Here is a 20,637-nt window from a genome sequence, read left to right on the forward strand (position 1 = left end):
ATCCCCTGGCCGCCGGAGGCTGTTTTTTCAGGCGCTTTGAGCATAGAAGATGCTACTTTTTGGCTTTATTCCTGCCTTGATCAGTGCCGCTGCCGTGTGCTGCATCCAGAACGCTGTTTTTTTGATTTTTCGGGTGAAATAGCCGTGGGCGATGAGCGCGGGCACGGCAACGGCAAGGCCGGCGGCTGTTGTGATGAGGGCTTGCCAGATGCCATCGGCCAGAAGGCTGATATCGGCGGCGTTGCCGGCACCGGCCACGCTTGCGAAGACGTGGATCATGCCGAGGACCGTCCCCAAAAGGCCCATGAGCGGTGTGGTGGTGGCGATCATGGCGAGAAAATCGAGGCGACGGCCGAGGGTGAAGAGGACGGCGTCTCCGGCGTAGCCTGCGGCGGATTCACGCTCCTCTTTCTCTTCGGGGCCGAGGGCGGCAAGGCACAGGTCGGTAAAGGCCCCCCCTGTTTCCTGGATGAGGGCTTGCGCCTCGTCGCTCTTTTTCTGGCGCATCAGCTCAGTGATTCGGCCGAGCGCGATGTCGTCGGGGAAGGCCAGGGTTGAAAAGGTGATCAGCCGTTCAATGATGACCGCAAGCGCAGCGATGGAAAAGAGGGCGATGGGGACCATCAACGGGCCGCCCTGTTGAATGGTATGCATCATACAAAACTCCTGGCAGTGGTTGGTTGTGGATATCCCGGCCTATGACAATGAGAAAACCTTCTTTGTCGTAGGGGCCGGTGTGCCGTGAAAGATCGATGCGGCCGCCGACATACTGGCAAACCTCGACCGCTTCGGCATCGGTAAACCGAACAATTCCTTTGACTCTCAGGATGTCGGGCGGCAGCTCTTTGATGGCGGTTAAAAAGGCTTTTCTTTCAAGGGGGTGATCCAAGGGGATTTTCAGGGTGCCGATGCCCTCTTCGCCGTGGCAGACATGGTGGCCGTGCGTGGGCGCCGGGTTTGAAGCGTCGGGTCCGGCTGCGTCATTACAGCCGACGGCGTCATCATAAAGAAGGCCTGGGCTGATGTTTCCATGGGTGGTGCCAAGGATCAGGGTTTTGGCATTGAGCCGCCGGACCTTTGCTTCGACGGCCCCTGTTTGTTCCGGTCCGGTCAGGTCTGTCTTGTTAAGGATGACGATATCGGCCGCTCGGACCTGATCTCTGGCCACATCAAATGTCTCAAGGGTGGTGAGGGCGTTGGCGCAGTCCACGATGGTGGTGACGGAGTCGAAACGAACCAGCTCCTTCAGCTCGTCAATTTCATCGAGGAGGTTAAAGGTGTTGGCAAGGCCGGTGGTCTCAAGGATGATGGACTCCGGCGTGAACTGGCCCAAAAGCTCGGTGATCCCGGTGGAGAGCTGTCCTGCAAGGGTGCAGCAGACGCAGCCTTCATCGATCTCCACCACGTTGCAGTTGCCTTCAAGGAGTTTTCCATCCAGGCCGGTTTCCCCGATTTCGTTTTGTACCACGGCCACAAAGTTGTTTCGGCTGGTGTGGTACTCCACAAAGTTGTTGATAAAGGTGGTCTTGCCCGAGCCTAAAAAGCCGGTGAGGACGATGAGCTGAGGGCGCTTGTCGAGCAGGGGGGTGCTGAGGCTGGCAAGGGCCGTGTCCGGGGTCACCGCCTGCCAGATCACGGGGGGGAGGGTGTCCGGGAGCGTTTCTCCTTCCTGCCAGATCGTGTCGCCAGCAAGGTTGGGGCCGGAGGCCTTAAGGACGCTGGAGAGGTCTCCATAGCCCACGGTTTGCCGGATCAGGGGCCACTCGTCTGTCTCCTGTGTGGTGATCTCCCCTTGTGCGTTGTAGGCGACCACCTGGCCCGGGAGCTCAGCGTGTCGGTAAAAGCACGGCGGGGTCTTAAGGGTGTAGGTCACGGCCGCGCAGATGGCGTTAAAAAGGACGGAGGCAAGGGAAAAGGCGGGGAAATCTTCTTCGCACTCGCCGGGAGGGACAAGGTAGTCCTCTTCGGTCCCCTGGGGGAGCCGGACGCCGTCAAGGGCGACCACCCGTTTTTTCAACGGGGACTCAAGGCAAAGCAGGAGGTGGGAGGCGTCCTGCCCCAGGCTGAAGTTGAGGTGCCCCATAAGAAAGGGTTCCCTCATCTCCTCCCTGCAGGCAAAATCCCGAACCTTTTCAAGATAGTCCGGGCGGTTAGCCGTGGTGGCGGCGTGAAGGCTCATGAGCTCCACGAGCTCTTCATCCTCCGTATCGGGAAAGTGGCAGATGAGAAACCGTGCGGTCTGTTTCTCGTTGTCTCCCCTTTTTCCCTCACACCCGACCCCAAAGATGCCCCGGTGCCCTTTGAGCTTGAAGGTCCAGGACTCTGGATCGCCGGGCGTGGGGGCCATGCCCCGCCATCCCGCCAGCTTTTTAAGTCCTTTGTCGTAACAGGCCCTGGTGATGATGTTAATCAGCAGTCGGGGCAGGCCGCTTCCCGAACCGTCGGAAAGCTCGGAGGGGCTCACATGGCATAGCTTGGTGTGGATGTCGTGATTCACGGTGTCCTGCTTTTTTGGGTGTGAAAAGTAAAAGCAAGCCTCCGGCGGCAAGGTGAGCCACCTTGAAAGCTGGGTTGCGAATGCGCAGCGGTTTTCGTCACTTGTGGGCTGCAATGCCTTCGCATTCGCGTGAAGAACAAGGAAACGCAACGTGCGTTGCAAGTGCATGAGCTGTCGGTGGACAGAATCCAACTCAGCCGTTGACTTTAAACGGAATGCCTCCGGCGGCAAGGTGAACCACCTCGCCGCTGGAGGCATTTTTGTTTATTTGCCCCTTCTGTCCTTAAGCCCCGAAGGAGATCTTGTCCCCGTTTCCGAGGTAGTCGGGTGAGGAGGAGCGGAACCGGGCCGTGCCTCTGATCACTGGGTAGCCGGCCTCGACGAACTTTTTGGCGGTGAGGTGGCCTGTGCAGTGGTTGCACCCGATTTTTTCAAAGCCCCATTTCCCCAGGGAGATGACCAGGTCGTCGTACTTGGGATCCCAGTCTTCAAAGGGGGAGATGTGGAGACCGCCGTAGATGCCGTAGAAGCGGTCATTTTCGTATTTGAGTTCGGTGCGGGCCAGGTCGGCGAACTTTAAGATGCCCTGGTGGCAGCAACCGCTGACGAGGACCAGACCTTTGTCCTTCACGTTGAAGGCCAGGGAGATCTCCCCGAAGACCCGGTTAATGATGGGCACATCGAATTTCAGGACCGCCATGCCGGGGATAAAGGGGTTGACTGCCTTTTTGTAGGAGGTCAGGGGGCCGGTGTGTCCAGAGTCTTTGATGTACTGAAGGCCTTCCGGGTAGAAGCCATCCTGGATAAAGACGGGGATGGTGGGGTCGTACTTCATAGTCACCGGGAAGCCCCAGAAGTGGTCCCAGTGCTCGTGGGAAATAAACAGAGCTTCAATTTCATGATTCTCAAGCATCTTGTCGATGCCCTCCCGTTTGAAGGCCGCGTCGGTCCATGTGTAGGACCAGCCGGTGTCCAGGAGGTACTTGTGGGTTTTTCCATTGAGCTCTTCGACCTCAATGAGGCAGGCGTAGCCCCCGGCGTTTTCCGGGTGCAGGGAGAGCTTCTCCTGGAGTCCCCACGCTTTGTCCAGGTCCTTGGGGATCAGGTCTTTGATGGACGCGATGCCGCTTTCATAGGATCCCTGGGCGCTTCCTTTGCCGTTGCCGAAGGGAGGCCAGTTGAGGCTGTACTGGTTGACGAGCAGTCCGCCGGCTTCGTGGATATCACCGATGAGGTCGGCGTTGTTGAACCAGCTTGTTTCCGAGATATTGGTGATCTTGACGTTTTTGAGCACCCCGAAGTCCTTCATGGACCGGGTGATTTTGGCCAGTCGTTTTTTGGCAGAGGAGGAGTAGGAGTAGAGCCCCATGGTGGCAAATGTGCCTGCGCATACGCCGGTGGCCGCCCCTTTCACAAAGTCGCGTCGTGAAACGCCCTCATGTTTTTTTTCAGTCATGATACTTTCACCTTTTTAAATCATTCTGAGAACCGGTGCGGGCATAAAACGAGATGCCCGGCGGTTCGAGTGATCATTTGATAATGGTGTAAACCTTCGAGAACCAGGGGATAAAGTTGATGATGGCGAAATAGACGGCCACACCACCGGCAAGCCCGGCCAGAAGACCGTAGGCGAATTTGGGCGTCCATTTGACGTCGCTTCCAACGATCTCGGATTTGATCTCCTCGAGCTCCTCGGTGGTTTTCGGGACGGCTTTCCATCCGGGCCATCCGTCCATGAACCAGACGTTCACCAGGAAGAGGTTGATGAGCCAGATCATGGGGATCATCGGGAACTGCTGGGGATGGGAAAATCCCTTCTGGGTACCCAGGAAGAGGTGAGAGGTCTTGTAATAGACGATGTAGACGAGGACCGCGGCAATGGCCGTGAGAAAGGTCCGGAGGATCACGTTCACGGGCCGACTGAATTTTGTAGGCCAGTTGTTGCAGTAAAAGGTGAGAAAGAGGCTGGGGCAGAGCCAGAAAATAGCCATTTCACCTACGTGCAGCCAGCGCCAGTCGGGAGCCATGAGGCGTCTTGTACCTCGAATGGCGGGTCCCCAGGCGAGCTCTTCGCAGAAGTAGAGGAAAAAGGCCAGGGCCACGGCGATGATGATGATGCCAAAAAAGGAGGCCACGCGCCGGAGCCAGTTGGTTTTGATGAGGTTGAAGGGGTAGCGTTCCCAGATGGTCTCAAAGAGCCAGACGACCACGGTACAGCACATGATCCACGCAATATGGAAGTTGCCGGAGACGGTGTTGGCAAATTCTTCCCAATAAGGGGGGCAGATGGCCGTAAACTTCTGCCAGGGGTAGAAGAGGATGGCCATGTGGGAGTGCATGGTGAGGAAGTAGACGATCATGCTGATAAAGAAGGTGATCGTAACGATGGTGATGCCTCTGGCCGGCTGGGGGAGGTCCTGCCAGGGCGCGTTCTCACAGGCCACAACCCAGCTGGGGCTCAGCCAGGAGGCGATGGCGGCGAACATCATGATGGCTTCGGCTGCGTACTCAATGGCATAAAACTCGGTAATGCCCATGCTGATGAGGCGCTCCGGGTTGAAGTAAGCGATGCCGAAGTTGCCCAGGATGTCGACAAAAAACACCTTGATGAGCAGGTACATCGCGGCCACGCTGAAAGCGACCAGGATGGATCCCTTGATTAAGGGGTGGGTCCTGTCGAGCCACGCTTTTTTGAAGGGCCAGAAATCAAAAATATAGGCAACCCAGATAAAGAGGATCAGGAGCCATCGGCACACCATGTATCCCACATAGGGTGTGTACATGCGCATGATTCCCCTGGGGTCCTGAAAAATCCACCAGGTGGCATAAAACACAATCGCGATAAACAGTGAGTTAGCCAGGGCGGGCAAGGGCCCTTGCCACCTCTTAACCAGCTTTCTGCTCTCAAGGTAACTGACTTCGTTTCTTTCCATTACAACATCTCCTGTTAAACAATTATTCTCGATAACCCTCTGAAATCCGAAAGCTTGAGCGTGGGCTGCCGCAGGACGCACGGGTGGCGTCGGGCTGCATGGGGCCTTTTCGACGTCCGTTTACCGAAAGCGGGGTCGAGGGAGACCAGCAGTCACGTCGGGCTTATGGGTTTCAGCTGGAAAGTGTATTCCTTGCAGGTGACAAAGGCCTCACAGGAAGCGGGCGGCGGATAGGGGCCGGCGTTTCAGGATACTGCGGGGCGCTTTGATCGTGGTTTTTATGAAGGGGCCGCCCGCTTTTCAGACGGCTTTATTTCCGTGGCCTCTTGCTGTTTTTGTTTTACCGTTTTTCTGAGTTCCGCAGGTGAGAGGGTCGCCGGATCAATGCCATACCTCATGGCTTCCATGAACAGCTCGGTTTCGGACATTTCCGTGCTTCGGAGGTCCGTGGAGAAGGTGGAGAGCCTCTTTAAAGGTATGTTTATGACGCTTTTAAAAAAATCTCGTCTCTGCATGGTCGCATCGCTCCGGTTTAAAAATATTCAGGGGTTCTGTTTTTCAAAAAAAGCGTGCCTCTCTTCAATGCAGCTTTTAACAAGGGCCGCTGCCTTATCCGTGTCACGATTCTTGAAGCAGTTGATGACCTCCACCCTGTTCTTAAATATGGCCTGAAGGGCCTCGTTTGTGTAGTGGGGCAGGGTGGTGGAGAGAATATAGTGATCCAGGTTCATCTCCTGGAGAATCAGAATGAAAAATCGGTTGCCGCTGACCTCGGCGAGGGTCTTGCTGAAGTCGAGCATGGCCTCCGTGATTTTGGTGTTGTCACGGTTCAAGATGGCGTTGCTGAGGCGGATAATGACCTGCTTGAGCGTTATGATGTCGCTGTCCGTGGCCCGCATGACAGCCTTTTCGGCGATGAGGGGTTTGATCGCCTCAAGGGCCTCCATGTGGTCGCTTAAGACCTCTGGATGGGTGTTGCCGCGCAGGCTGACCCAGTTGGCCGTGTCTTCATGGGCGGTGACAAAACAGCCGCTGCCTGATTTTGATTTAACACGGCCACGCGCTTCAAGTTCTCGGATGGCCTCGCGGATTGTGTTTCTGCTGACATTGAGGAGCTCAGTCAAGTTGCGCTCAGAGGGCAGCCGACTTCCTATCCCTAAATTTTCATTTTCGATGAAAGAGATAAGTTGTTCGGTAATAATCTTTTTTTGTTGATCTTTCTTCAATTGGTTGGGCCTCTTTGCTAATTGGTTATACCAATAATCTTCTTTTTTAGGTAAAAGCACAAGCATTTTTTAATATAGCAGTGCATTTCCCAATGCGGTTGGGCCAATTTTGGCGAGTGGTTAAACGGGACGCTGAGGGTGGGTGGTGGGGCCAGGGGGCCATAAGTTCTGCCGGCCTTAGCCCTCATTTCGGGCACTGTGTTTTAAAAAAGAGGGCATTATATTCCTGTTATTTTTGCGTATTCCACCGGGCAAGCCCCTTGAGAAAAGCGGGATATAGGGGGGTGTAGGCGTGAACGTTCTCTTCTGTGAAGGTACCCGGTTGGGACGAACAGAAGATCAGCACGGTGGTCAGTATGCCCTCTTCATAAAAGGGCATGGCAAAGTAGGAGTGGATCCCCATGGGGATGAACAGGGCCCAGTCAATGGGCTTGATGCTCTCTGTGGTCTCGGTGAGGATGAGGTGGTCCAACCGGAAATTGAGGATATTTTCCGCGATGGAGCCCTCGTAGGGGTGGGAAAATCCAGGAGCCAGGGCTGCAAGGCCAACCCCTTTTCCGTAGACACTCACCCGGTTGCTGGCCACATCCACGTCGGAGTAGATCAGGGCGTCCGCCAGGGGGGGGTGGGGCTGGTTTTCAAGGATGAGGGAGAGCATTTCATCGATATCCGTCGCCTCACCGATGGCCGACATGCGGTTTGCGGGCGTGGGGTCTGAGGCCATCGCCGCTGCGGGTGGCGTCTCTAACAGCTCGTGGGGTTGCGCCGTCACATTGTGCAGGGAGAACCAGAGCATGTTGTGTCCGAGGTCTGAGACCGCCCGAATGGACGCCTTTGCTGAAAAGGGTGCCTCGTTTCTCCATGTGAGCGCTATGTTTCCATCCCAGCGTTGGTCAAAAATCAGGCTCTCATAAATACTTTGTATGTAGGGCATGGTGTTGCTGTTAAGGACCTCGTTCAGGTCGAGGGCCAGGGCCTCTGGCTCTTCGATGCCGAAGGCCGATAACAGGGCCTGGTTGACCGCAAGGATCTTGCGGTCGCTGAAATTTGCTGCAAAGACGGGGGTGTCAAACAATTGGACCTTTTGCTGAATCGAGGATTCATCACGGCTCGACGCAAAAAAATCGCTCACCAGCTGCGTCTCATCGGAGATGAAGCCAAAACAGCAGGTGGACTTGCAGGGGTCCGGCCAGCCTGCCACCTTCAGCCATCGCATGGTGCCGTCATCTGCCTTGATTCGGATCAGGACCGAGGCCGCTTTGCGCTTCTTGACCTCTTTCATAAAGGATTCGAATCGGGGGAAATCCTTTTCAAGAATCACCGTGCGGGAGTAGTGCATGTTCTGAAGAATCTGGCTGCTCTTGTTTCCAAGGCCGGGGATCCGGTAGTCGTTGATGCGCCGGAGTTTATTTTCGATGACGTTGATCTGCCAGTAAAGGGCGGAGGTGGTGTTGAGGTAGGGATAGATGAACTCTTCGATCTTGTCCGGTATCAAATATGCTCCGTCTGTGTTGTTGTCGTCGTCTTGTGTCATAACGCCTCGTGCCTTGCGTTCGCATTCTCGGGTGAGGGTAAAGCAGCTTGAACGGTTGGCTGCCCTTGCCCTTGCCTCGCTTCTTGCAGCGTCTCTTAGAGTCGGGAAAAGAAATTGTTTCGTATGTGTTCTATCATGATCGCCTCCCTGTAAGGAAGGGTCGCTTTGTCTTCATGCTTGAACCGGTCGGGTTCCATCCTGCTGAGGTTGCCCCTGTAACGCCTCGTACGTTCGATCTTTCCTGGTGATCCGCCGCCGTGTTTTGCGCAGGTGGGTGCGGTTAATGATGGCTTTTGTTGGAAATATGTGATCTATCTGCAAAGTTTTATGAGCCGTGCACCGGTTGGGTGCGAGGAACCATATGAGCCCTTTGGGGCTTTTTATATAAGGGAAAAATTTCATGAGCGCATTTACAGCGTTGCCGTTAACCAAGTCAATGATCGAGAACCTTAACGCCATGGGGTATGATGAGATGACCCCAGTCCAGGCGGAGAGTTTGCCCTATGTACTCAAAGGGGAAGATCTGCTGGCCCAGGCCAAGACGGGGAGTGGAAAGACGGCGGCGTTTGGCATCGGCTTGCTCCACAACCTGGATGTCTCCCTTTTTCGGGTCCAGACGCTGGTGATGTGTCCGACCCGTGAGCTGGCCGAGCAGGTGGCCGGTGAGCTGAGGCGGATCGCCCGGTTCAAGCACAATATCAAGATCGTGACCCTTTGCGGCGGCGTGCCCTTCAGGCCCCAGGAGCATTCCCTGTCGCATCAGGCCCATATCGTGGTGGGGACTCCGGGGCGTATTGAACAGCACCTGAGACGGGAGACGCTCTCTTTGAATCACGTCACCACCCTGGTGCTCGACGAGGCGGACCGAATGCTTGACGACGGGTTTGAAGATAGCATCGAAACGATTATGGACTATCTGCCCAAACGCCGACAGACCCTTCTTTTTTCGGCCACTTTTCCCGAGCCGATCCTTACGCTCAGTGAAAAATTTCAAAAAAAGGCCCAGAAGGTGGTGGTGGATGCGGTGCATGAAGAAAATGTGATTGAACAGCATTTTTATGAATCGGCGTGGGATGCAAAGCCCGATGTTGTGGCGGATCTTCTCAGCACCTATCAGCCCGCGTCGACCTTGATTTTCTGCAACACCAAGCTGCACTGCAGGACCCTTGCGACGGCTCTTCACAAAAAGGGGTTTTCGGCCCTGGCCATCCACGGGGATCTTGAGCAGAAGGAACGGACCGAAGTGCTGGTGCGTTTCTCCAACGGGAGCAGCCCTATTCTGGTTGCCACGGATGTGGCCGCAAGGGGTCTTGATATCGGCGGGCTCAGCGCGGTGATCAATTTTGATCTTCCCTTTGAGCCGGAGGTCTATGTCCACCGGATCGGTCGGACCGGCCGGGCCGGGAAAGAGGGGCTCGCCTTTTCTTTGATGACGCCCAAGGAGCGGTTTCGCCTGGAGGACATCAACGTCATGATGGGGACGGCCTTTGAAACCTCGGATGCGAGTGCCCTGACGCCTTCGGCGGAGGAGAGTGTGGCCCCTCCCATGGTCACCCTTTCCATCAACGGCGGCCGGAGAAGCAAGCTGCGCCCCGGCGATATTCTGGGGGCTCTCACCAAGGATGGGGGCATTCCGGGGCATTGCGTGGGCAAGATCGACTGCTTTGATTTCTATTCATACGTCGCCATTGAACGCGCCATGGCCGATCAGGCGGAAGAGGCTCTCTCCACGAAAAAGATCAAGGGACGGCATTTTATTATTTACAGGCATGAGTAGGGGAGGAGGATTGGCTAAAGGCTAAAGGCTAAAGGCTAAAGGCTAAAGGCTCAAGGCTCAAGGCTCAAGGCTCAAGGCGGCCTCGTCGATGGGCAATGCGCGAAGCGTGCCCATCAATGGTCGGTCGCTCCAAAGACCTTACTCCCCGTTTATTTTTTTGTGCCAGGCACCCCGGTGCCTGTCGCATACCTTCTGCATCCAAGTGATCCATTCGATTTCTGTTTCAAATTCCTTATCATACTCAAATTTAACCTGACCGAACCGGACTTTGTCCTTAAGGCTTTTCGGGTCCAGGGTCCCGATGGCTTTCATCAGCTCTTCGTATTCCGGTTCGGCAATGGAAAAAGGTTCCCATGTTGTGCCCGGCCCCATGCCGCCTTCCGCGCCTCCCGATTCGAAGATCCCGTTGAGGAGGTGAAAGGGCGGAAAAATTCCGCAGGCTCCCACCCAGGGGATGTCGTACACAAAGACCGATAACGTCGCGGTATGTGTTTCGGGCTCTGCGTGGAATTCGTGCCTTGTGTAGGTGATGGTTTGCATGGGCGGTCTCCTTAAATAAAAAGAGGTTGGGTCCGTCATGGTTTGTTTTAAGGCCTTCGGGAATGTTTCGTCATCGGCCAGAACAACGAGGGGGAAAGCATTGCGCAAATCCGCTTTCAAGGTAGCATATCTTGTCGCCGGGAAACAAATAGTTGCTCCGGTCGTATTTCGGACCCGCCCGTCAGCCCTTGAAGCCTTTTTAATAAAAAACGTCACAAACGTTCGGTGATACCTGCCTGATGGGTACCCGCGTCATGGGCTTGTGCGGCGGTGCGATATTTTTCAGGAAGGGTCCATTCATGCCTGGAAGATGAGTATAGAAGTGGGTCTGTCATTTTTTGAGTGTGATTTTTTCGGGTTACCCTATTGTGGGATAACAGGCCAGATCCTTTGCGAGGAACACCGGTTGAGGGCCTGATATTTTATGTAAAAAAAAATGAAGTATTTGATAAAATTTTGTTGACGGGTGTGTTTTTTTGGACATACTAAGCGATGAAAATGGGGAGTAAAAAGGTGTGTGAACGCACGACCCCCTTTGGGCCGGTGACGATTTTCATTGGCCGCGGGAGCCTCGGGCCTTTATTTCGAGCGACCGGTATGTTTCTTTTCCTGGAGTTAAAAAAGAGACACGAGGGACGTGGTGGGAAGGGCTCCCTATACCATGATGATGTAAAACCAGTGAGCTAAGAGGCTTTGGCAGGGGTCAATCCAGGCCTGACGCCTGGCGGTTCACTGCGGGAAAACCTCATTAAGTGCGTCTGCATCTGTCTGTATTCAAGATGGGCCAGCCTGGGGTTTTCGATAAAGAGAAGGCGGAATAAAAACATGAATCGCTTGTGATTTCGCCGATTGACGCCGTGATGAGGACCAAGTAAAAGCCCTGCATGAATTCACCTGCTTCGATTCCAATCTCAGAAGGCTCGCTGCCACAGGCCCTTTCTTCTGTTGGATTGCCACCGGGACTCTGTTTTTCACCCCTGGACCATTGCTTTGCCCCCTACCCGCCAGTTGGGTCACATCAATGATAAAACAGGAGTGTGGACATGAAAAAAATTGGATTGGCCGGTTGGATTTTGATTGCCCTTGTTGCGGGTGCCGTGACGGGATTTGTGGTGGGTCCACAGATCTCGTTTATTAAACCTGTGGGGACGGTTTTTCTACGATTGCTTAAGATGACCATCTATCCTCTGGTGTTTTTTTCCATTGCCGGGGGGATCGCCAGTATTGCGGACTTGAACCGGTTGAAAAAAGTGGGTGCCACCTTTATGGGCTACTGGATTGTGGCCTCCTGTCTGGCGGCTGGCAGTGGGATCATGTGGTCTTATATCATTCGTCCGGGGGACGGCATCACCATGCCGGCGGTGGAAACCAAGACCATCAGCGTGGATCTTCTCGACAGCCTGGTTAAATGGATTCCCGACAATGTCGGCAGGGCCTTTGCCGATGGCAACATGCTTCAGATTATTATCTTTTCCATTTTTCTCGGTATCAGTATTTCCCTGATCAGCAACACCAAAGGGGGGCAGATGCTGAGCACCTTTTTCAACGGTGGTGCCGATGCCATGGGCCGTATGATCAAGATTATCTTGAAAATGGCTCCCTTTGGTGTTTTCGCGCTAATCTCTAATGTGACCGGTACTCTGGGCGCTCTGGCCCTTCAGGGCATCGGCAAGATGCTGCTGACCCAGTACCTGGCCTACCTCACCGTCATTGTGGTCTTTTATCCCTTGATTCTTAAATTCCTGGCCAAGGTCAACCCCCTTCAGCACTTTAAAAACGTCTATCCGGCGATGGCTCTTGCCTTTTCTACCCAGAGTGCCAGCGGGACCTTGCCCATGACCATGGAGTGTACCCGGGATCGTGGTGGGGTGCCTGATGATATGGTCAATCTCATCGCACCGCCTGCCGCCACCATTAACGCCCATGCCTGCGCCGCCGAGATGGCGATTTACGCGATCTTCGCTTCCCAGCTGTATGGAATCCACCTGGGCTTTGTGCAGCTGCTGACGATCATTGCCCTTGGCGTGGTTATGGCGGCCGGTGTTGCCGGCGTTCCCGGCGGTGGGATCGTGATGTCCGCGGTGCTGCTTCAGATTATGGGGCTTCCCATGGAGATTGTCGGCTGGATTGCCGGGGTGTACATTTTGATCGACATGCCCAACACCATGCTGAACGTGACCGGGGATACCGTGGGAATGGTTTATACGGCCTCCCGGTGCGGTGATCTGGATATTGAGGTGTACAACCAGCCCAACAGCTAAGCTTTTTTTGGCTGTGTGTTGATTTCAGCAAAGAGGGGGCTGCCCCTCTTTGCTTTTTTTGTCCCCTGGAATGAAACATCCAGAGGGGCCGGAGGCGCAAATGATGATTAATCGAAGCAGCAGAAAACAAGGGGTGGTCGGCCTGGTGGGCCATGCCGGTGTGGGGCATGTTCACAGTCATGCCGGATTTGTGCAGGATGATTCAGCCGGGTTTGCCGTGGCCGTGGATATTCTTCGCCGGGCGTATCCTGTGGATTTGACCCTGACCTTTATTCAAGGGGATGTGGACACGGGTATGATCCGTGTGCGCACCGCCGATGGCGGCTGTGGTGAGGCGGTGACGAGGCGGGGGGTGACCCCGGTGGAGCATGAGCTCATGCAGCGGATTGTCGGTCGGGAGGCGGTTTGCACGCAGACTTTAGCCTTTGATGCCCTGGGCCGAATTTATGGGCAGGGGGTTTTGGAAACTCCGGTGGCCCTTCAGGCCGCCATCGCTCTGGCGTGTGTGGATACGTTTCGGCGCAAATGGCCCCAGGCGGTTCACCTGGCCGTCGAGGACGTGCCCGGTCAGATCGGGACGATGCTGGGGGCGGTGGTGGAGGTCGGTCAGGTGCCTGTCTCTGTGATGGCGCTGGTCAACGCCAGCCAGGGCGGGGTCGGGCCGGTGGAGGACCTGGAAGGCAACGTCTGTCTGGGCGCCAAGGGACGGCTTATGCAGGCGCTGGGATTGGACGGGCTGCCCACAGTGATTGTGGAGAGCAAGGCCTATGTTCCGGCCGTGTGCTCTTCACTAGAGGATGACGCCTTCTGGTTCCGGATCAACCGGGACTGGGACAACGTCGCCGTCTATGAAAGCCTGTGCCGGGCGGCAGAAGAGCTGGGACTGGCCTTTGTGTGCAGCGATTCGGCCTACCCCCGTGTTCAAGGGGGGATGGAACGCGCCACCCGGGACGTTGCCGAAAAAATTGTGGGGCTGGGGACCCGCCTGGGAGAGGCGGCGACGTCCCGTCAGAAGGTGGCTCTTGTGGCTGAGTTGGCCCTGGTTATCAGCCAGGACTGCGGCGGGGTGACCTTTATGAGTAACGATCTGAACGGGGTGGTCTCCGGCGGTGGGACGGTGCCCGGGACCTCTGCCGTGATTTCCATGCTGGTGAGCCCGGACAATATTGCCCATTGGAAGATTCCGGTGTTGACCCAGGGTGATCTGGATCGGTACCGGGCGGTGGTCTGCCGTGGAGTCGCGCTGCTGGCAGGCAATGTGGAGGCGGCGCTTCTGGAGTTGAAAGACAAGCATTCCTTTGAACCGGAACGCTTTGCACCCCTTTTGGGACAGGGATAGACACAGGAAGACCTGCGTTACCTCTCGTGGCACGGATTTCATTTTCAAGGGAAGGGCGGTGGGGCCTCAGCCGATTTTTGATCGGCTGCGGCGCTGCCGCCTTTTTTTCTGCCGCCTGATTTTTTCGATGCGTGCATCTGCCCGAATGGTGCCGTGACGTTTCCCTTCGATTTTTTCAACGAGAAGCCGAAGCCCGAGAAATCGGTTCAGGTTCTGGGATCGTTCGGCCCCGTATTTGACGATGATGCCCGTGGGGAGATGCTTCAGGTGAACGCAGGTGGCGACCTTGTTGACATTTTGTCCCCCTTTTCCCGAGGATCGGACGAATTTCTCTTCGATATCCCCATGTTTTATCCCCAAAGAGTCGATCTTGATTTTGAGCTCTTTGCGCTTCTTCTCTCCCGGTCCCATAGGTCCCCTCTCGTCTAAATGGCCCTCCGGCCGTTCGTTCATTCCATCTTGTCTGTCAGGTTCCCTTGCCTTGCTGGTCCATCGATTTAAGCCAAGGCCCCTTCGCCGTTCGCCTGGTAAGCGTCGCAAAGAAAGGTTACGATTGAATCCATTTTAACCTGGTGCCCACCGGGCCGAAGGGGCTCTCCGTCTGGGCCTGTCACCCGGAGGCCCCGGTATCCAGCAGGCAGGCCCTTTTTTCGGTTGGAAACAGATGGCCAAGGGGCGTCTGGTCTGTGTATTATCAATCAAACCTCAGTGGCCTGTCACCTGATTAGTGAATGGTTGTAGAATAGATACAAGTGGGGTATGGGTATGTCTAATATATTTTATTATTTCCTGTCTATTGGCAGCTCTGCCAAAAATCTGATGGCCGCAGCTCGGGGATGCATTTGGGGTAAGAGGTGAAAAGTCTTTTCCAAAAAGGGTTCCCCTTTACGGCGATAACACGGTGGATAAAATAGAAGGCTCAAAAATGGCGAAAAAGAGACCCGCTGGAAAAGTAAAAAAGGATGGCAAGGCAGGTGAAAAAAAGAAAATAGAAGCCGCTGTGGCCCCGAGCAAAAAAGCGGCGGTGAAGGATTCAGATCATGCCTTCATGAATGTGCACTATTTCCTGTTTCTTCTGATTATTGTTGTGCTGATTGGGTGTTACCATATTATTAAGCCCTATCTTCACACCATTATTCTGGCCATGCTCCTGGCCATCATATTTAGCCCGGTGAACAAGAGACTGGAGCGCCTCTTCAGGGGCCGGAAAAACACGGCCGCCGGATGTTCCTGCGTCCTGTTGACCCTGGTTGTGGTCCTGCCGGTGCTCTTTATGCTGCTGGCGATTTTTCAACAGGGCGTCGACTCTTTTGATGCCATTTATAACTGGGTGGAAACCGGGAAATATCATGCGTTGATGAATCATCCCATGGTCACGGGTGTGACTGCCTGGGGGCAAGGCGTCCTTCCTGATATTGAGCGTTTCTTCCCCGACTTTAATTTAAAAAATCTCCAAATCGATCAAGCCATTTTGACTATGACCCGGTCCATCGGGAAATCCCTGCTGAACCAGGGAGGCTATCTGGCAGGAAGCCTGACCTCCTTTGTGGGGAAGTTCTTTCTGATGCTTTTTACCTTCTTCTTTTTTGTCCGGGATGAAGAGATCATTTTTGCCAGTCTCCTCCACCTCATCCCCTTGAGCTCCAGCCAGGAAGACCGTATTATCGAAAAGATAAAAACCGTTTCAAAGTCGGCCCTGCTGGGAACCTTTGTGACCGCACTCGCCCAGGGACTGGCGGGGGGGATTGCCTTTTGGATCTGCGGACTCCCGGCCTTCTTCTGGGGAATTGCCATGGCCTTCGCCTCCCTTGTCCCCATGGTCGGTACCGCCCTTATATGGATTCCGGCGGCCCTCTACCTCTTGATTTCAGGGCACTGGGGTCTTGCGATTTTTATGACGGTCTGGTCTGTCGTGGTGGTGGGCATGATCGATAACATTGTCCGTCCTCTTTTCATGCAGGGGGCGGCGGATATGAGTACCCTCCTGATCTTTTTTGCCATCCTGGGCGGAATCAATTATTTTGGCCTGATTGGCCTCCTGTACGGTCCCATCATCTTTGGGCTGGCCATGGTTTTGCTTTATATCTACAGCCTTGAGTTTGACGATTTCCTCAGGCAGCAGGACAGCAAATAGAACCCGCTCGGACGCTGCGTACAGGGCTCCCTGTCTTAGGTTTCGCGAACTTTGTGATTCTTGAATTCTCCTTGTCGCGCGTAAAACTTACTTTTTATAAGGTAGTTTTTTGTGTGGGTATATGTCTTGTGTATTTATCACCTCATGTGCATGTATTTCCAATATGTAAAAATTATAGACAGTTTATTTTGAGTGCTGACGTTTTGCAGCCAAGCTGTCAACAATATTTAAAGACATGTTATCAAGATGTTATAAATTATTTTCTTTGTGGGCCTCGGTTGGAATGTATTGTGCAAAATAACAATATAAGTCTAAATTTTGGTTTAAACTCATACTAATTCAGGGGGCACCATGGACGAAAAAAAATTTTTTAAGATGAACATCGCTTCGAATATTCTTACTGCGTATTATTCAAACAAGGTCTCTTTTTGTATCGTCAATCAACACGAGCCCAGCGATCTTGAAAAACAGGATATCCTGAAACGAACCATTTCCATGTTTGAAAATCTCAGCACCAGTTATCTCGATGACATCCGCGAAATTTCTGAAAGCATTAAATAAGCCGTTTCGGAAATAAAAAGACGGTATTATGGGGCGAGGATTCATGGATTGATTGTTTTTCCTGAATCCTTGAACCTATCATGAAGAGACCGTGTCTCCATTTCAGATGTGGAGTTGAAAGAGCGTTTTCCCCTGCCCTATCCCCTTGCCCTCAGACTCACCCGCTTATTCCTTCTGGTTTTTGAGACCCTGTTTGGTTTTGACCTGTTGCGTTCTTATAAGAAAATAGGTTAGATCAGAAAAACAGGGATGATAATCGGTTCCCATGGAAATATAAAAATAATGTTTTAAACCCTATACGGATGGTGAAACCAAAAGATGATGGAACAATTCAATAATGACGAAGGAAAGAAGACAGCCGTCTTGTTTTCCGTTCAAACTCACGGTGTTTCCGATGAGGAGAACGATTCGTCTCTCCTCGAGCTCGGGCGTTTGGTCAAAACCATGGGCCTCGAAGTGGTCGCGACCCTTACGCAACGCCGTCCAAAACCACATACGGCCACTTTATTGGGTGCAGGAAAATTAAAAGAACTTGCCGGCTATACCGGTGGTACGGGAGTGGTTGAGGGCTTCAGCCGAAAATCAGATGATAAAAACGGCGAAGACGACCTTGACGAAGAGGATCTCCTCGGCAGTTATGATGGTTTAGATGAAGAAGACCTAAGCGATGATCCCATGGCCGAACAGGGTGAACAGGCCAATTTTGTCATCTATGATGGTGAAATGTCCACGAAGCAACTGCAAAACCTCGAACAAGCGACCGGCGTCGAAGTGTTGGACCGAACCGGCGTGATCCTCGAAATATTCAGCCGTCATGCCAAAAGCAGGGAGGCCCTCATCCAGGTGGAGATCGCCAAGCTGGTTTATCTGGCGCCACGAATAAGGGCATCGGGTATCGGGGGGGATCGTGAAGGGGGCAGCCTCGGAGCGAAAGGCGCAGGAGAGACGTCCCACGAACTTGGTAAGCGGCGTATCAGAGACCGTATCTCCGAGTTAAGGTCGCGCCTTGTTGACATTCATAAGGAGCAAAGCAGACGGCGCAGCCGCAGGAAAGAAAATTTCCAGGTTTCTCTGGTCGGGTATACCAACGCTGGAAAGTCCTCGCTGATGCGAAAGCTCACTGGCAGCGATGTCCTGGTAGAGGATAAATTATTTGCAACGCTGGATACCCGGGTAAAATCGTTACAGCCGGAGGCTTTTCCCCCGGTCCTGGTTTCCGATACCGTCGGATTTATCAAAAAATTGCCCCATGATCTGGTGGCCTCTTTCCAGTCCACGCTTGATGAGGCGCTTGCTGCGTCCTTGCTTTTGTTTACGGTCGATGCCTCCGATCCGGCTTTTCGGTCTCAATTGGCGGTGACGCAATCGGTTCTGAGCGAGATCGGTGGCGAAAAAATTCCAAGCCGGCTGATCCTGAACAAAATTGATAAACTTACAGCCGATGCCTTGGAAGCGCTGCAAGGTGAATTTCCCGATGCACTCTTTGTCTCTGCGCATAACTCCGAGGATGTTGCGGCTCTGAGAGATAAAATTCTTGCGTATTTTCAGATCAATATGACTGAAGAAACGCGAGTGATTCCGTACGACAAAGGGCAGGTCTTAGGGCAGTTAAGAACCAAGGCCAGTATCCTCAATGAATCCTACGATGAAACAGGGACGGAAGTGACATTTAAAACATTTCCGGAGACATTGGCCTGGCTTAAAAAAATGTTGGATTAAGGGCTTAACGCTCGCTTTTCAAGGGATGCGGGGGATGCGGGGACAGACCCCATCCCTTTACCCTTCCTCTTTCCCTCCTTTTTATTTCTTTATCGTTTATACGTTTTATCATTTAGAAGGTGACGGTGATCTCATAGACCCCGTTGCTCATGGTGATGTTGCAGTGGGTGCCCAGCTTCTTGAAGACAGTCAGCATCTGGCTGTTGGAGTTGAGGACGTCTGCGGTAAACCCTTTAAGACCTCTTTTTTTGGCGATGTCGGTGAGCATGGCGAGCATGCCGGTGGCGATGCCCATGTTCTGAAAGGCCTCGTCCACGACAAAGGCCACCTCGGCAAATCCTTCCTTTCTTCCCTGTACGAATCGGCCTTCGGCCACCAGACGTTCTTTGTCGGCTCTGCCGCTGAGTCCCACGATGGCGATGGTGCGGGTGTAGTCGATGTTGACGTACTCCTGCATCTTTGCGTGGGGCATGGCGGTGACGGGGGTGAAGTAGCGGTAGTACACGGCGGTATCGGAGAATCGGTAGAAGAGTTTTCGCATGCCCTCTTCGTCGGAGGGGCGGATGAGGCGGAAGTTGATCACCTGGCCGCCTTTAAAGGTTCGGGTGCGTTGGATCTCTGACGGGTAGGTGTGGGCGGAGTTCTCGATAAATATCTGGTCGGGGTAGAGGATGTGGCTCTCCCGGGCAGCAGCCACGAGGGCGGCGCGGTCGTCGGGGTGGGCAATTTCGATGAGGGCCTGGGCTCGTTCACGGACGGTGCGTCCTTTAAGGCTGGCCACGCCGTATTCGGTCACCACCAGGTCCACGGATTCGTGGACGGAGAACTGGTTGGGGTAGTTGTCCACGCTGCAGGTGATGTTGGATTTGCCCTGAAGGTTCCGGCTGGCCAGGGCAAAGATCGTGCATCCGCCTCGGGAAATCTCGGCGCCGTTGAAGAAGTCGATGACCTCCGAGGGGCCGGTGGCGATGTTGCCTTTGCCGGTGTGGAGGGCGAACCGGCATTTTAAGTCCACCTTCCGGGCGTGAACGATGGTGACCACCGAGGGATTTTTGCCGATCTGCATGGGGCTGAAGACCCGATTGATGGCCTGGAATTCTACCATGGGGTTGCCGTCGAGCCATTTTAAGAGTTCGAGGGATCCCAGGGCGTAGGACGTAAGGGATTTCCCCTGATAGATTTTTTTGTTGCGGTTGGTAACGGCCCCGCTGTTGATAAGATCCATGAGGGCGTCGGTGACAAAGGGGCTGTGAATTCCCAGGTTCTTTTTGCCTCTCAGGTGGCGGGGCAGGGCTTCGAAGAGGGGGCCGATGGAGTAAGAGAGGCAGCTGCCGTCTTCGATGACCGAGGCCACCTTTTCTGCCACGCCGTCAAAGACCGCGTCCACGGGCCAGCGTTCGAAGACAATGGGGGGGTCGTCGGAGAGGACAAAACAGTCGAAATCAGAGATGGGTACAAAGGTATCCCCGAAGGTGCGGGGGACGTTGTCGTTGATCTCGCCGATGACAATGGTCGCTTTGTCGATGGCTTGCCTGGCCACGTCCACGGCCGTGCCCAGGCTGCAGTAGCCTGAGTCATTGGGGGGAGAGACCTGAATAACCGCCACATGGACATCGATGTGGTCCGAGGCGAAAAGATTGGGGATCTCGGAGTAGCGGCTGGGGATATAGTCCACGTGCCCTTTGGAGATGGCCTCGTCGGCCACCCAGCCGGAAAAAAAGGTTTTCAGGCGAAACCGGTCGGCAGCGAAACACTCGGGATTGACAGCGTCACCAAAGCTGAGGATCTGGATGAGTTCCAGGTCCTGGATGTTGGGGGCGGTGGAGGTCATCAGCGCTCGGACCACGGTGCGGGGTTCGGCCGCACCCGTTCCGATGAAGATACTCATTCCGGGTTCGATATCTTCAAGGGCCTCTTCGGGGGTAACAATCAGCTCTTGAAGTACTTTAGAGTAGTCTCGTACCATGGGCAACGTGTCTCGCTTTGAATTAAGGAGGGCGACCGAGTAACTTACCGTAACAGGGTCAGTTTTTGAATGGAGATGTCCGAGCCCGGACATTTCACGAAAATCAGATAGAATACCGTGGATTACATTTTGCATTTTTGAAACAACGGA

16 protein-coding genes are annotated in these 20,637 nt (G+C 54.1%); 6 read left to right on the top strand and 10 right to left on the bottom strand.

Going from position 1 to position 20,637, the window contains the following annotated elements; genetic code table 11:
* Positions 1 to 27 precede the first annotated feature (27 nt).
* The 7 genes from Q1Q75_RS04950 to Q1Q75_RS04980 form a co-directional block, all read right to left on the bottom strand.
* Positions 28 to 657, bottom strand: coding sequence for a MotA/TolQ/ExbB proton channel family protein (locus Q1Q75_RS04950; RefSeq protein ID WP_300668019.1), 630 nt, complete (start codon positions 655 to 657; stop codon positions 28 to 30).
* On the bottom strand, positions 575 to 2,497 hold the full coding sequence (locus Q1Q75_RS04955; RefSeq protein WP_300668020.1) for a GTP-binding protein: 1,923 nt from the start codon (positions 2,495 to 2,497) through the stop codon (positions 575 to 577). The genes Q1Q75_RS04950 and Q1Q75_RS04955 overlap by 83 nt, the downstream gene beginning before the upstream one ends.
* Before the next feature lie 283 nt (positions 2,498 to 2,780).
* A complete protein-coding gene (locus Q1Q75_RS04960) occupies positions 2,781 to 3,953 on the bottom strand; it encodes a twin-arginine translocation signal domain-containing protein (protein WP_300668021.1) in 1,173 nt (390 codons plus the stop codon).
* Between the two features lie 73 nt (positions 3,954 to 4,026).
* Positions 4,027 to 5,430 carry a hypothetical protein gene (locus Q1Q75_RS04965; protein ID WP_300668022.1) on the bottom strand — a complete coding sequence of 468 codons (1,404 nt, stop codon included), beginning with the start codon at positions 5,428 to 5,430 and terminating at the stop codon, positions 4,027 to 4,029.
* A 278-nt stretch (positions 5,431 to 5,708) separates the two neighbouring features.
* Positions 5,709 to 5,945 carry a hypothetical protein gene (locus tag Q1Q75_RS04970; RefSeq protein WP_300668023.1) on the bottom strand — a complete coding sequence of 79 codons (237 nt, stop codon included), beginning with the start codon at positions 5,943 to 5,945 and terminating at the stop codon, positions 5,709 to 5,711.
* A 27-nt stretch (positions 5,946 to 5,972) separates the two neighbouring features.
* On the bottom strand, positions 5,973 to 6,656 hold the full coding sequence (locus Q1Q75_RS04975) for a GntR family transcriptional regulator (RefSeq protein WP_300668025.1): 684 nt from the start codon (positions 6,654 to 6,656) through the stop codon (positions 5,973 to 5,975).
* A gap of 229 nt (positions 6,657 to 6,885) precedes the next feature.
* Positions 6,886 to 8,190 (bottom strand): hypothetical protein, encoded by a 1,305-nt coding sequence (locus tag Q1Q75_RS04980; protein ID WP_300668027.1) that lies wholly within the window; start codon positions 8,188 to 8,190, stop codon positions 6,886 to 6,888.
* A 400-nt stretch (positions 8,191 to 8,590) separates the two neighbouring features.
* On the opposite strand from Q1Q75_RS04980, the gene dbpA reads away from it, so the two are divergent.
* Complete coding sequence (dbpA, locus tag Q1Q75_RS04985; protein ID WP_300668029.1) at positions 8,591 to 9,967, top strand: ATP-dependent RNA helicase DbpA; 1,377 nt, start codon at positions 8,591 to 8,593, stop codon at positions 9,965 to 9,967.
* Between the two features lie 138 nt (positions 9,968 to 10,105).
* Here the strand turns inward: dbpA and Q1Q75_RS04990 are convergent, their stop codons facing one another.
* Positions 10,106 to 10,507 carry a hypothetical protein gene (locus Q1Q75_RS04990; RefSeq protein WP_300668031.1) on the bottom strand — a complete coding sequence of 134 codons (402 nt, stop codon included), beginning with the start codon at positions 10,505 to 10,507 and terminating at the stop codon, positions 10,106 to 10,108.
* A gap of 1,043 nt (positions 10,508 to 11,550) precedes the next feature.
* Here Q1Q75_RS04990 and Q1Q75_RS04995 point away from each other — a divergent pair.
* Together Q1Q75_RS04995 and Q1Q75_RS05000 are read left to right on the top strand one after the other, a co-directional pair.
* Entirely contained in the window at positions 11,551 to 12,768 is a 1,218-nt protein-coding gene (locus tag Q1Q75_RS04995; protein ID WP_300668033.1) for a dicarboxylate/amino acid:cation symporter, read from the top strand.
* 100 nt (positions 12,769 to 12,868) lie between these two features.
* The gene (locus tag Q1Q75_RS05000) at positions 12,869 to 14,107 is read left to right on the top strand and encodes a hypothetical protein (RefSeq protein WP_300668034.1); all 1,239 of its coding nucleotides are present in this window, start codon (positions 12,869 to 12,871) and stop codon (positions 14,105 to 14,107) included.
* 66 nt (positions 14,108 to 14,173) lie between these two features.
* On the opposite strand, the gene Q1Q75_RS05005 is transcribed toward Q1Q75_RS05000, so the two are convergent.
* Complete coding sequence (locus Q1Q75_RS05005; RefSeq protein ID WP_300668036.1) at positions 14,174 to 14,518, bottom strand: peptide chain release factor-like protein; 345 nt, start codon at positions 14,516 to 14,518, stop codon at positions 14,174 to 14,176.
* A gap of 514 nt (positions 14,519 to 15,032) precedes the next feature.
* Between Q1Q75_RS05005 and Q1Q75_RS05010 the strand changes: the two genes are divergently transcribed.
* The 3 genes from Q1Q75_RS05010 to hflX all read left to right on the top strand — a co-directional run bounded on the left by Q1Q75_RS05010 (position 15,033) and on the right by hflX (position 18,521).
* Positions 15,033 to 16,241, top strand: a complete 1,209-nt coding sequence (locus Q1Q75_RS05010) for an AI-2E family transporter (RefSeq protein ID WP_300668037.1) — start codon at positions 15,033 to 15,035, stop codon at positions 16,239 to 16,241.
* A 351-nt stretch (positions 16,242 to 16,592) separates the two neighbouring features.
* Entirely contained in the window at positions 16,593 to 16,802 is a 210-nt protein-coding gene (locus Q1Q75_RS05015) for a hypothetical protein (protein ID WP_300668038.1), read from the top strand.
* A gap of 318 nt (positions 16,803 to 17,120) precedes the next feature.
* Positions 17,121 to 18,521 (top strand): GTPase HflX, encoded by a 1,401-nt coding sequence (gene hflX / locus Q1Q75_RS05020; RefSeq protein WP_300668040.1) that lies wholly within the window; start codon positions 17,121 to 17,123, stop codon positions 18,519 to 18,521.
* 112 nt (positions 18,522 to 18,633) lie between these two features.
* Here the strand turns inward: hflX and Q1Q75_RS05025 are convergent, their stop codons facing one another.
* On the bottom strand, positions 18,634 to 20,487 hold the full coding sequence (locus Q1Q75_RS05025) for a GNAT family N-acetyltransferase (protein WP_300668041.1): 1,854 nt from the start codon (positions 20,485 to 20,487) through the stop codon (positions 18,634 to 18,636).
* Positions 20,488 to 20,637: the final 150 nt, after the last annotated feature.

Source organism: Desulfoluna sp. (assembly GCF_030145185.1).
Lineage (GTDB): Bacteria > Desulfobacterota > Desulfobacteria > Desulfobacterales > Desulfolunaceae > Desulfoluna.

Bases quoted from the DNA above. Each gene is read 5' to 3' on its own strand.
- Q1Q75_RS04950 (WP_300668019.1), bottom strand. From the start codon at position 657: ATGATGCATACCATTCAACAGGGCGGCCCGTTGATGGTCCCCATCGCC.
- Q1Q75_RS04960 (WP_300668021.1), bottom strand. From the start codon at position 3,953: ATGACTGAAAAAAAACATGAGGGCGTTTCACGACGCGACTTTGTGAAA.
- Q1Q75_RS04965 (WP_300668022.1), bottom strand. From the start codon at position 5,430: ATGGAAAGAAACGAAGTCAGTTACCTTGAGAGCAGAAAGCTGGTTAAG.
- Q1Q75_RS04970 (WP_300668023.1), bottom strand. From the start codon at position 5,945: ATGCAGAGACGAGATTTTTTTAAAAGCGTCATAAACATACCTTTAAAG.
- Q1Q75_RS04980 (WP_300668027.1), bottom strand. From the start codon at position 8,190: ATGACACAAGACGACGACAACAACACAGACGGAGCATATTTGATACCG.
- dbpA (WP_300668029.1), top strand. From the start codon at position 8,591: ATGAGCGCATTTACAGCGTTGCCGTTAACCAAGTCAATGATCGAGAAC.
- Q1Q75_RS04990 (WP_300668031.1), bottom strand. From the start codon at position 10,507: ATGCAAACCATCACCTACACAAGGCACGAATTCCACGCAGAGCCCGAA.
- Q1Q75_RS04995 (WP_300668033.1), top strand. From the start codon at position 11,551: ATGAAAAAAATTGGATTGGCCGGTTGGATTTTGATTGCCCTTGTTGCG.
- Q1Q75_RS05000 (WP_300668034.1), top strand. From the start codon at position 12,869: ATGATGATTAATCGAAGCAGCAGAAAACAAGGGGTGGTCGGCCTGGTG.
- Q1Q75_RS05005 (WP_300668036.1), bottom strand. From the start codon at position 14,518: ATGGGACCGGGAGAGAAGAAGCGCAAAGAGCTCAAAATCAAGATCGAC.
- Q1Q75_RS05010 (WP_300668037.1), top strand. From the start codon at position 15,033: ATGGCGAAAAAGAGACCCGCTGGAAAAGTAAAAAAGGATGGCAAGGCA.
- Q1Q75_RS05015 (WP_300668038.1), top strand. From the start codon at position 16,593: ATGGACGAAAAAAAATTTTTTAAGATGAACATCGCTTCGAATATTCTT.
- hflX (WP_300668040.1), top strand. From the start codon at position 17,121: ATGATGGAACAATTCAATAATGACGAAGGAAAGAAGACAGCCGTCTTG.
- Q1Q75_RS05025 (WP_300668041.1), bottom strand. From the start codon at position 20,487: ATGGTACGAGACTACTCTAAAGTACTTCAAGAGCTGATTGTTACCCCC.